The sequence below is a fragment of the Desulfobulbaceae bacterium genome (assembly GCA_013792005.1).
In the GTDB taxonomy this organism is placed as follows: domain Bacteria; phylum Desulfobacterota; class Desulfobulbia; order Desulfobulbales; family VMSU01; genus VMSU01.
This window is the reverse complement of the sequence record VMSU01000118.1, coordinates 1-11,475: the sequence shown is the minus strand read 5'-3', so window position 1 is coordinate 11,475 and position 11,475 is coordinate 1. Positions and strand designations below refer to the sequence as shown.

The window sequence follows — 11,475 nt, the reverse complement described above, 5'->3', positions numbered from 1 at the left end:
GCTCAATTTTTGTGGTTTCTGCCAATAAAGGCGAGTTCTGGACGTTTCAGCAGGACCTTGGTGTCGGGAGGCACGCTTTCGGTAAGCCAAATATTGCCGCCGATGACCGAACGGGCGCCGATGACAGTCTCTCCGCCAAGGATCGTAGTGTTGGCGTAGATAATGACATCGTCCTCGATGGTCGGGTGCCGTTTAATATTACGGTAACGTTCTCCGGCGTCATGGGGCAGGGATAAGGCGCCTAAGGTCACACCTTGATAGAGGCGGACCCGATTGCCGATTTCTGTAGTTTCGCCGATAACAATACCGGTGCCGTGGTCGATGAAGAAACTCTCCCCAATGGTCGCGCCGGGGTGGATATCTATGCCGGTCAAGGTGTGAGCATGTTCGGTCATGATTCTGGGCAGGTAGGGGACTTGTAGGCGATACAGGGTGTTGGCCATCCGGTAAATAGAGATGCCGAGTAGTCCAGGGTAGCTGAAGATGACCTCGTCTGGTCCCTTGGCGGCCGGATCGCCAGCCAGCGCTGCTTTGATGTCGGTGGAGAGGATGGCCTCAATTCGGGGGAGGTCACGGATGAATTCGAGAGCAATCTGGTGTCCTCGATATTTGCATTGGGTGCAGGATTGTTGAGTTCGGAAACAGTCGTGCTGCAGGGCCAGGACAATTTGTTTGCTGAGGTTGGCGTAAAGTTCCGTGGTTTCCTGGCCAATGACGTACTCGAGGTTGCTTCGGTTAAGAATGGTGGGCGAAAAATATCCAGGGAAAAGGATACAGCGGATTTTGTGGATCAAGCCCACCACGGACTCATGGGAGGGCATGGGGATTGGGCCTAACTGCTCAGTGGCCTCTTTGTGTTCCCAGGCATAGACGAGTTGTTGGACAACTTTAGGAATGTCGTCGTAGAAACGGCTGATCTCGTCTTCTTCGTCGATGCAGATATTGGCGGTGGGGAGTGTTATCATCGGTTTGTAAATGTTCCTCCAATCAAGAATATACCATAGGTCGCCCGGATTGTGGGCAGGATTTTGATGATGCTGCCCTTGCGTTCCTGGTTGTCAGTATTGATGGCAACCTCTTTTAGAATAGAGAATCCGGAACTCAGGGCAAAGGTCCGGAAGTCTTTGATCGTAATCACCCGAATGTTTGGGCTGTTGTACCACGAATAGGGGAGCTGACTTGTGGTCGGGGCTTCCCCTTGCCAAAAAAGTTGTAAACGGCATCTCCAGTGACTGAAATTGGGGAAGCTGACTACTACATTTTTGCCGATTCGCAGTAAGGTATTAAGTAAGGCTTCCGGTTCGTAAACTTGCTGGAGGGTTTGGCTGAGGATCACATAATCGAATGCCTGGTCAGCATAGTCCATGACCTCTTCATTGATGTCACCATGAATTACGGACAGCCCTTTGGTGATACAGTGCTGGATATTGTTCTCACTGAAATCGATTCCGGTACAGGCCGCTTCTTTTTTATCACGTAGGAAGCTCAGGAGTTCTCCTGTGCCGCAGCCGAGATCCAGGATTCTGGCGCCTGGCGGGATCCATGAGGCGATTATTTCAAGGTCAAAACGCATGAGAGTTGTTCTGTGTTGTGTGCGGACAGGATTTGTATCCGATCTGTTGGTTGAGGCTAAAGAAGATTAGGGTCATGTTCGAGTGATCTTTATACTTCAGAGATGGCAATGAGGCGATGGCTATGGATGGTATTCTTTGTTCATTCGGTCCAGGAAGCCGCTCAACATATCACTAAGACGGGGATTTGGCATTAGAAAGGCGTCATGCCCCCATTCAGCTTCAATTTCGCAGAAACTGACATCGATATTGTGTTTCTTCATGGCTTTGACCATGGCTTTGGACTTGCTGGTTGGATAGAGCCAGTCCGAGGTGAAAGATACCACCAGGTATCGGGCTAATGCTTTGGCAAAAGGAGATTGGTGGTCAACTGCCTGTCTGGTGGTCAGGTCAAAATAGTCGGCCGCCTTGGTGATGTAGAGAAAAGAGTTGGCGTCGAAACGGTTGACGAATTTGTTCCCTTGGTGACGCAGGTAGCTCTCTACTTGGAAGTCAGCTCCGAAATTAAAGGAAAAGGTGTCCTTGTTCTGGAGCCGACGACCGAATTTGTTGCGCATGGCGGTGTCGGAAAGGTAGGTGATGTGTCCGATCATTCGGGCTACCGCCAGGCCCATGTCTGGTTTCTTGTCACCGTAATAATTGCCGTCCCGCCAGTTGGGGTCAGCCATGATTGCCTGACGGGCCACCTCGTTGAAGGCGATAGCCAGTGCGGAATGGCGTTGGGTTGTGGCCAGAGGGATTGCTGAAAAAACCATCTCTGGGTAGCGGATGCTCCACTCAAGCGTCTGCATTCCGCCGATGGAGCCACCAATGATTGATAAAAGTTTCGTAATGCCAAGATGATCGATTAGTGCTTTTTGGGCATTTACCATGTCACCGATGGTGACCACGGGAAAAGCAAGCCCATACGACTTGCCTGATTTGGGGTTGATTGACGAGGGGCCAGTCGAACCCATGCAGCTGCCAAGGATATTTGAACAGATCACGAAGTAGCGATCCGTATCGATAGCTTTTCCTGGACCGACCATAATCTCCCACCAGCCAGCCTTGTCTGATCCTTGATGAAACCCTGCAGCGTGGGCATCGCCGGAGAGAGCGTGACAGATCAGGATGGCGTTGCTCTTGGCGTGATTCAGCTGACCATAGGTTTCGTAAGCCAGGGTGACTCTGTCAAGGGTATCTCCCCCTTCGAGCACCAGAGGGGAGGGAAGGGAGAGGGATTTCTTTTCGACAAGGCCGAGGGATTGACTCTGCATAGTGTGTAAGGGCTGCGTGGTGGGATGGAGGCTGATGTTCAACAGGATGTTATTTGAATGATTGAGCTACGCCTTTTTTTATTAAGCGACAGTCAAGGCGTGGTCCAGATCCTTAATAATATCCTCGATGTTTTCGATGCCGACAGAGAGTCTGATGAAAGATTCGGAAACACCGGCTTCTTGCTGCTGTTCTGCTGTCAGTTGCGAGTGGGTGGTGCTTGCAGGATGAATGGCCAGGGATTTAGCGTCTCCGACATTAGCTACATGCGAGAAGAGTTGCAACCCTTCGATGAAACGTCTCCCGGCGGGTACTCCGCCTTTGATTTCAAATCCGACCATGCCGCCAAAGCCGTGGCTCAGGTATTTTACAGCGAGGGCATGGGTCGGGTGGTCCAAAAGTCCGGGATAGATGGTTTTTTCAACCTTGTTGTGGGTGGTGAGAAAGTTGGCGACCGCCATGGCGTTTGAGGAGTGACGCTCCATTCTGAGGGCTAGAGTTTCAAGGCCTTGCAGAAACAGGAAGGCATTAAAGGGACTCATGCAGGGGCCAAGGTCGCGAGTGAACCGTGATTTCAGTTTTACGATATATGCCAGCTGGCCAAATTCTTTTAGGTAGTTAAGACCGCCTCTGTATGATGGATCATCTTCGGTAATTTCTGGGAATTTGCCACTGTCCCAATTGGTTTTTCCTGAATCGACAACTAAACCTCCGATTGATGTCCCGTGACCGCCAATCCACTTGGTGGCGGAATGGATAATGAGGTCAGCCCCAAAACGGAAGGGTTGGCAAAGGAAAGGGGTGGCAAAGGTGTTATCAACGACCAACGGGATTCCGGCCTCGTGGGCTACTTTGGCTACGCCGGTGATGTCGAGGACGTTCAGTTTCGGATTGCCGATGCTTTCGGCAAAAATAGCCTTGGTTGTGTGGTCAATGGCGTTTCTGAAGTTCTCAGGATCAGGGTCAACAAAACGGACATTGATCCCGAATTTTTTGGGAAACGTCAAGTCAAGAAGCGTGTAGGTCCCGCCATAAATTGTCTTCGAGGCGACAATGGAATCTCCACAGTTAGCAATGGTAAGAAGGGCCATGAAGGTTGCCGCCTGTCCCGAAGATAGGGCAGCTGCGGCCAGCCCCCCTTCCAGTGCAGAGATTCGAGCCTCCAACGCCTCGTATGTCGGATTGGTGAAACGATTATAGATTTCTCCGGGGAAGTCCGGGGCTTTCAGGGCAAAGAGATTTGCTGCTTGTTCCGTGCTGTTAAATACGTAGGACGCAGTCTGGTGAATAGGTATAGCCCTGGATCTGGTGGCAGGGTCTGGAGTGTAACCGCTATGGAGGGCCTTAGTGTTAAATCCGTATAAGTCGCTCATGGGAGTTCCTGTAGTGATGGTGTCGTGATGGGAAAAGGGAAGATTCTTACAGAAGGGAAGAGAGGACCTCGCACTGGCGGCATACACTCATTTTATCTTCCCAACTTTTTTTTGCCTGGCATTCACAAATAGTTCCGTTGATGAACCAACACAGTTTGCCCGCCTGGAATTCCCAGGCCGGGCAGTGCTTTCGTCGGTTGGCCGGGCATTTTTTTATCACCCAGCACGGTTTGGTTTTTGTCTCATCGATTCGAATGCGGGAGAGCAGAAAGAATATCTGTCGTTCCACGTGAGCAGGGATGGTTCTCCAGCCCTGCTCGTAACTGTGTACAGCCTTAATTGAAACACCAAGGAGTTCTGCCATTTGTTTTTGGGTTTTCCCCAATTTCTTTCTGGCTTCAAGGAATTCTTTGCTGGTCATACAGTTCTCGCGGGTTGAGGATGTTGGTTTGATTTTTTGACTTATTTTTTATGTAACTTTTTGTTTATACGTATATATTTTAATGTTAATCGTAGTTAGAGTAGTCCTCTTGGTGAGGATGTTTTGTTGAGAACATTCAAAAAATACCACAACGTGGTATTTTGTTCAAGTGCCTTTTGGTGAAGGCTGTGATGTAATAAATAACTCAACAGGGTGCAGTGGGACAATTTTATTGTCATTGGCGCTGATGTCTTTTAACATTTGCTAGTTATTGATCGCTTGGGATGGGTGTTTGTAGTGGGTCCAGCTGTGATGGTTCTGTTTCGCTCTGTATCGAACCTTCGGACTTTTTGAATCCTGTGCATATTAACGAAGCCATCGGGGATGTTTTTTGAGGGATCGCTACACAAAAGAAGGTTCTTGTGATATAAAAAAAGAGATTATCTATGCGGCAGCTTCTAACACCGAAGGACAAGTGAATGGTTCATGAAACAATTTTGATTGTTGATGACGATGAGGTCGTTAGTCGATTCCTACACGGGGTTCTTTCCCCGTTGTACAGTATCGTATCGGTATATTCAGCGTTTGAGGCTTTGATTCTTATTGATCAAGGGCTGAAGCCTGATCTGATCCTCTCTGATCTGATGATGCCCGAGATGGACGGATATGAGTTCTGTTCCCGGCTTAAACAAGATGAGAGAACCAAGGATATTCCGATTATTATGGTCACAGCTCTATCTCAACCGCAGCAAGAAGAAAAGGGGTTGATCCTGGGGGCAGCAGATTATATCAGTAAGCCGGTCAGAGTCGAGTTACTTAAGGCCAGGGTTAAAACGCATCTTCAGCTTAAGGCGTATCGTGAACATCTCCAAGCGTTGCTTGAGAGCAAAACCCACCAACTTATTGATAGTCAGAAGGAGCTTTGTGCCAAAGCTATTGAGGTGCGTCATCTCTTTGAGACCATGGGGGAACTCCTCGCCAGCCGTGATCATTACACCTCTGAGCACGCTCTCCGGGTAGCGGCGATTTCCGTCAGGATGGGTCGGGAAGTTGGTCTTGGCAGTAAGGATCTTGAGATCCTTGAGCTTGGGTGTTTGGTTCATGATATCGGCAAGGTTGCCATTCCGGATGATGTTTTGTTGAAGCCTGGGCGATTTGATAAGGAGGATCGTCAAATCATGGAGTACCACCCGCTGATTGGGGGGCAGTTATTTACTGATCGATTTGCGGATGGGCGGTTGGCTCTGATCATCAGGCAGCATCATGAACGACTGGATGGGAGCGGTTATCCTGATGGCGCCACGGGAGATGAGATTGACGATTTAGTGAAAATCGTCATGGTTGCAGATGTGTATGAGGCGCTTGTTGCCCGTCGTCCCTATAAACAGCCAATGAGCCGAGAAAAGGCGCTGTCGATTTTGCGCGAAGACGCCGATCAAGGCAAGTGTTTAGATTCAATGGTCCGGATTCTGGAAAAGGTCACTATTGACTGGGACCCCTTGCAGATTCATCTTGATTTGGCTTCAGGTTATCTGTCCAGTTTGGAGTTGTTTAGGCGCAAGACCTATTTCCGCGAGCCACTGAGTGATTTTTATAATTATCGCTATCTTGCGGCCCTTGAGGGTGCAGGAGGACTTTGTCGGGAGTCACAACATTATCACATAGTAAAAGCCGACTTCAATGAACTGAAAGAGCTGAATTGCCGTATTGGTTATGCCAAGGCAGATACGATTCTTGATCAAATAGGACATTTCTTTCATAACCTGGTTGAAGATACCTTGCTTGAATATGCCATTCCTATTAATGCCCTGATGCTGCTGCGTCGGGGGTCTGACTATTTGATTTATTCCGAGATCGATCCAGTTATTCTTGAAAAACTTGCAGGCGCTTGTCGGGAGGTACTTGCTGAGTCAAGTCGGCAATGGGAAATTAAGGCAACTATCAGTATTGCTTGTTTTGCCAAAGGAAAACGGGTGGATGACGCTCTTGAAGAGATCTATGGATATCATAATGAACCAGCTGGAGGGGCTCCTTGATCGATTTTTGTCGAATCTTTAGTCGGATACGAAGGTTGTTGAAATTTTGCAGAATGGGTCAATTGGTCCTAGGGGTGTTTGTTGAAGATTGAAACTATTGATCTTTCGCAATCATTTCCTCTGTCCAAGGCGAAGTCTTTTCCGGTTTTCAGCGGACTTGATTTTGTCATCGAGTCCGGATCATTTACGGTGTTGCTTGGAGAGTCTGGGTGTGGCAAGTCAACTTTGCTGAGTCTGCTGGCAGGGTTGATACCCATAACTAGTGGAGAGGTAAGGGCGGATGGAATTACTGTTACTGGTCCCTCCCCTGAGCGCACCATCCTTTTTCAGCAACCGAGTTTGCTGCCCTGGTTGACGGTGAAGGAAAATATATCGTTCGGCTGCCGCCTCCGGGGCGATAGAGATAATCTTGATGCCAGGGTGAACGACTTGATTAGACTGATCGGTTTGGTCGGTTTTGAGAACAGGCATCCGACCGAACTGTCTGTCGGCATGGCTCAGCGAGTTTGTCTGGCTCGGGCTTTGATCGGGCAACCGCAGCTCCTTCTTCTTGATGAGCCCTTTGGTTTTCTTGATATATGCAACAGAGCCAGGTTGCAGAACGAGCTGATTGGGGTTTGGCGTGAAAGAAGATTCACAATTATTCTTGTCACCCATGATGTTGATGAGGCGTTGATTGTCGGAGAAAAAGTGATCGTCTTAGGTGGCAGGCCTGCCGAGGTACTTTCAGTTCACGAGATTGATCTGCCGTATCCCAGGGATATCTCCAGTCATTCCTTCTTTACTCTTAGGGCGACAATTATTAATCAGTTACGAGCGGCAACTACTGTGGGCCCTCAGTTTCCGATTCATGAGGCGTGTGATGTCCGTAAATAGGCGCCAAATACTCAAAACAGCGGTTGGAGTGGCTGGTTCGTTGCTCCTGCCCTCTATGGGGAGGCGGGCCATTGCCCAGACCCAAAAGCGGCTTTCTATCGGATATCTTCCGATCACCGATGCCACGCCCTTGCTTATTGCCCATGCGAATGGATATTTCAAGGATGAAGGATTGATTACTGAACGGCCAATTCGGATTCGTAACTGGTCAAGCCTGGCGGAATCGTTTTTGGGAGGCAAGTTTGACGTAACTCATTTGCTCCTCCCGATGCCAATCTGGATGCGTTTCAAGAATCAAACCCCAGTCAAGGTCTTGGCGTGGGACCATACCAACGGCAGCGCGATTACGGTGCGATCAGATGCCGGGATCAACGGGTTTGAGGATTTGGGTGGCAAGCATATTGCTGTGCCCTATTGGTACTCGATGCATAACATCATCCTGCAGATGGGACTCCGGAAGGTAGGGCTTGTCCCTGTGATTCAGCCTCAGAGCTTGGCCTTAGCCAAGAATCAGGTAAATCTCTTTATCCTTTCTCCTCCAGAGATGCCTGCCGGTCTCGCGGGGCGCAAGATCGACGGGTATGTTGTTGCAGAGCCGTTTAATGCCTTGGGTGAGATCAAAATGAACGCCCGGATTATGCGGTTTACCGGGGATATTTGGCGGAATCACCCCTGTTGTGTAGTGGTGATGCTTGAAGCATTAATTAAAGAGGATCCGATATTCGTGCAGAAGGTGATAAATGGGATTGTCCGGGCGCAGTTATGGGTTAAGCAGAATCCTGTTCAAACGGCCCGCATTTTGTCTAAAGAAGGAGAGGGGTATCTGCCCGTTGACGAGCAGACTTTGCTCCGTGTTTTTACCCATTATTCGCTTGAGGAATACGGTGCTCCGGCCCAACCTACCGCTATTCGACATCCCTCCTGGCAGAATAGTCGGATCAGTTTTCAGCCATATCCCTATCCATCGGCGACCCGATTTATTGTGCAGGCTATGCGAGGTACGGAGATGGAGGGTGATCGTAGTTTCCTGTCGCGGTTGGATGCGGATTTTGTTAGCCGGGACCTGGTAGATGAGTCCTTTGTCAAAAGGGCGATTGATATGGTGGGCGGGGCGGGTATGTTTGAGGAGATCAATCTCGAGCATCCTTGGGATCGTCAGGAAGTGATTGATCTTTGATGAAGTCGATTGCCAAATATGTGGTAAAGCACCGGGGGGTGTGGGCTGATTGGAGTAATAATCGCTATGGCTTGCCGCACCTTTTGTTGGCGGCTGCGGGGATTGCCGGCTTCTTTTTGGTGTGGGCTATTGGTGGCAATTATTTGTTTAACAGGCCGCATTTTGGCCAGTTTTCAGGTTTTCTGCCCGTGGCGACGATTAAGGCATTGGGGAGACTTTTATTTGATCTTCAATTCTGGCCATCGGTTCTTGCCAGTCTTCGTCGTGTCACCGTGGGAATTGGCATTGCCTTTGTTCTGGGATTACCCTTGGGGTTGCTGATCGGATATTTCAGGCAACTGCGCACGGCCACCTATGTCCCAATTCAGTTTGTCCGAATGATCAGCCCTCTCTCATGGATGCCGATTGCCCTTCTGGTTTTTGCTACATTTGAATCCGCCATTTATTTTTTGATCACCATGGCTACAATCTGGCCTATCGTTTTAAATTCCAGTCTGGGAGTTTCTCGGGTTAACCCGCAATGGATTAGAATGGCTAAGAACCAGGGGGCTACAGATGTTCAAGTCTTATTGTATATCGTGGTCCCTGCCTCGGTTCCTTATATTCTTACCAGTTTGCGTCTGGCGCTTGGTGTCGCCTGGATTGTATTGGTGCCGGTGGAGTTTCTGGGGATCTCAAGCGGACTTGGTTATATCATCAATGATGCCAGGGATACCATGGAGTATGATCGTTTGATGGCAATAGTCATGGCCATCGGTATGATTGGTTTTATCTTGGATGGCAGTATTCAGTTGATACAGCGAGTCTTTCGGTGGAACTGGGTCGACTGAGAGAACGAAGGGGAGCAAAACGATGTAATATGTTTGGATAGCGCTTGGATCTGAGGATAGGTTCGGAGTTTCGTATCAGGTTGTCAGTGAGAATAACTTACTTTTTTTATAACTATCCAGTTCAATCCGCAAAATAAGCAGATGTCGGGAACTGTAACTGTCCAGCAGCGCTACAGATGCGCGAAATAAGCCTGCGAACTATAGCCCGTCTATGTGAGCAGGCTTATGACAAAGCAGATGTGGTGTTGCTGGATAGTTACCTTTTTTTCTGTGTCTTTAATCGCTACCGAGGGCTTCGATGATTCGCCCTTGCTCCACACACTCTGCCACGAGCCGTTCTGCAACTTCTAAGGCCTTGGCCGCCACTGCTATTTTCTCTGAAACAAAATCGTTATCTCCAAGCTCCAGGCAGGTTTTTTGCCATAACTGCTTTGCGGTTACTGTTTGACAGTGTAACGCTGATAGCACTTCTTTTCTTTTCTCGTGCTGCTGTCGTTCTATTTCGATCATTGGCAGTAGGCGTTGCACCGAGAATTCCACCAACAGGTCTCGCGAGGTGTTAAACACTTTCGAGGCCTGCTCAAGAGAGTCTAGCGATCTTCGGCTGATCACATACGTTTTCTGGATTCTTTTGTTGTTGGATCTGTCTGCTTTATTAAGGGTTGTTTTCATTGATTCCAAGGCATTCATGTCGTCAATCAAATGATCAAAAAGCGATTTTTGTTTGATGCCGAGATGCGCAGCAACGAGGCTGACTGCATCGATGGTATCCTTTGGAAGTTTGAAGGTAGCTCGTACTGATTGCTTGCCCCGCAGGTTATTTGCCGTCGTCATTGCCAACCCTATATCGGCGCTGTTGCTTGGCGTTTTGTCATGTTTCATGGAGAGTCTCGTGTGGGTTTAGTTTGAGCGAGTAGTTTTTGTTGGCGCTAAGGTTGTCGGTTTGCTGTTGACAGTTAATGGGCCTTGCCACTGGCTGATCATGAACTGAGATTGTGCACTATTATGATAAATTATGACTGACCATAATCCTTAAAATCGTCAACCTGAACTGGTACTGATTATACAGTAATTTTTTCATTACTGATTGTCAACAAACAACAAATAGTAATGAAAACTTTTTGTGACATGGCGCTATTGACATTAAGCGAATAGTCATTACTTTTTAATTACCGGGAGGAGCCGGTAAACATCGGAATAGGTAGGACTAAGATGTTTGGGGATTAAAAGAGTGAAAATGAAAAGAAAAAATGAGGAGGATGCTATGGAACTGATGAAATGGAACCCAACGAATGAACTGAGGAATTTTAACAGACTATTAACACACTTCTTTGAGGAGCCATTCTTGCCGTCTGAGAGGCAGGAGGTTCAGGAACGGGTTTGGGCGCCGAGGGTTGATATCTACGATACAAAAGAGGCCTTTATCATTAAGGCAGAGCTGCCAGGTGTAGAAAAAAATGATATCAAGATCGACGTTGATGGTCGGGTACTGAACTTGAAAGGAACACGCAAGGTCGAAACAGAAGAGAACGAAAACTCGTATTATCGCCGCGAGATGTTTGTTGGATCCTTTGAAAGGAGTTTCACCTTGCCGGAAGCTGTGGATCCTGGATTAATCAAGGCCGAGTATAAGGATGGTATTCTTCATCTGGAAGTTCCAAAGCCGGAGGAACGGAAGCCGAAGCAGATCTTAATTAGTTAAGGTAACTCCACATAACAACCGGTAGTAAAAGCGGTTGATACCAAGGGAAGGCCGGATCCTGAAAAGGTTCCGGCCTTCCCTTTTTTCATTTAGGCCCTAGGAGCCTGTCGGACTTAGAGAATCGTAGCGAAAATTCGTAAAATTGTGACCAGATATTCATGAATTTGAGGCGAATAGCAGGGCTATTTAACGAAAATTCATGGAGATATGGGCCGGTTTTACGAATTTGCAGTAG

Annotated in this window: 11 protein-coding genes; 5 read left to right on the top strand and 6 right to left on the bottom strand. The window is 48.3% G+C overall.

Annotated elements, in window-relative coordinates; all coding sequences use genetic code 11:
- Positions 1-2: 2 nt before the first annotated feature.
- From FP815_06890 to FP815_06870, 5 genes are all read right to left on the bottom strand, one after another.
- A complete protein-coding gene (locus FP815_06890; GenBank protein ID MBA3014667.1) occupies positions 3-965 on the bottom strand; it encodes a serine acetyltransferase in 963 nt (320 codons plus the stop codon).
- A complete protein-coding gene (gene metW / locus FP815_06885; protein MBA3014666.1) occupies positions 962-1,573 on the bottom strand; it encodes a methionine biosynthesis protein MetW in 612 nt (203 codons plus the stop codon). The genes FP815_06890 and metW overlap by 4 nt, the downstream gene beginning before the upstream one ends.
- A 120-nt stretch (positions 1,574-1,693) precedes the next feature.
- Positions 1,694-2,827 carry a homoserine O-acetyltransferase gene (locus FP815_06880; GenBank protein MBA3014665.1) on the bottom strand — a complete coding sequence of 378 codons (1,134 nt, stop codon included), beginning with the start codon at positions 2,825-2,827 and terminating at the stop codon, positions 1,694-1,696.
- An 81-nt stretch (positions 2,828-2,908) separates the two neighbouring features.
- Complete coding sequence (locus FP815_06875) at positions 2,909-4,198, bottom strand: bifunctional O-acetylhomoserine aminocarboxypropyltransferase/cysteine synthase (protein MBA3014664.1); 1,290 nt, start codon at positions 4,196-4,198, stop codon at positions 2,909-2,911.
- A gap of 46 nt (positions 4,199-4,244) precedes the next feature.
- On the bottom strand, positions 4,245-4,619 hold the full coding sequence (locus FP815_06870; protein ID MBA3014663.1) for a helix-turn-helix domain-containing protein: 375 nt from the start codon (positions 4,617-4,619) through the stop codon (positions 4,245-4,247).
- Between the two features lie 479 nt (positions 4,620-5,098).
- On the opposite strand from FP815_06870, the gene FP815_06865 reads away from it, so the two are divergent.
- The 4 genes from FP815_06865 (at position 5,099) to FP815_06850 (ending at position 9,538) form a co-directional block, all read left to right on the top strand.
- Positions 5,099-6,655: a response regulator gene (locus tag FP815_06865; GenBank protein MBA3014662.1), complete on the top strand. Its 1,557-nt coding sequence runs from the start codon at positions 5,099-5,101 to the stop codon at positions 6,653-6,655.
- Positions 6,656-6,733: 78 nt separating this feature from the next.
- The gene (locus tag FP815_06860) at positions 6,734-7,531 is read left to right on the top strand and encodes an ABC transporter ATP-binding protein (GenBank protein ID MBA3014661.1); all 798 of its coding nucleotides are present in this window, start codon (positions 6,734-6,736) and stop codon (positions 7,529-7,531) included.
- Positions 7,506-8,708: an ABC transporter substrate-binding protein gene (locus FP815_06855; GenBank protein ID MBA3014660.1), complete on the top strand. Its 1,203-nt coding sequence runs from the start codon at positions 7,506-7,508 to the stop codon at positions 8,706-8,708. The genes FP815_06860 and FP815_06855 overlap by 26 nt, the downstream gene beginning before the upstream one ends.
- The gene (locus FP815_06850; GenBank protein MBA3014659.1) at positions 8,708-9,538 is read left to right on the top strand and encodes an ABC transporter permease; all 831 of its coding nucleotides are present in this window, start codon (positions 8,708-8,710) and stop codon (positions 9,536-9,538) included. Before FP815_06855 ends, FP815_06850 begins: the two co-directional genes overlap by 1 nt.
- 276 nt (positions 9,539-9,814) lie before the next feature.
- Here the strand turns inward: FP815_06850 and FP815_06845 are convergent, their stop codons facing one another.
- Positions 9,815-10,420 carry a hypothetical protein gene (locus FP815_06845; protein ID MBA3014658.1) on the bottom strand — a complete coding sequence of 202 codons (606 nt, stop codon included), beginning with the start codon at positions 10,418-10,420 and terminating at the stop codon, positions 9,815-9,817.
- Positions 10,421-10,754: 334 nt separating this feature from the next.
- On the opposite strand from FP815_06845, the gene FP815_06840 reads away from it, so the two are divergent.
- Positions 10,755-11,240, top strand: a complete 486-nt coding sequence (locus FP815_06840; protein MBA3014657.1) for an Hsp20/alpha crystallin family protein — start codon at positions 10,755-10,757, stop codon at positions 11,238-11,240.
- Positions 11,241-11,475 lie beyond the last annotated feature (235 nt).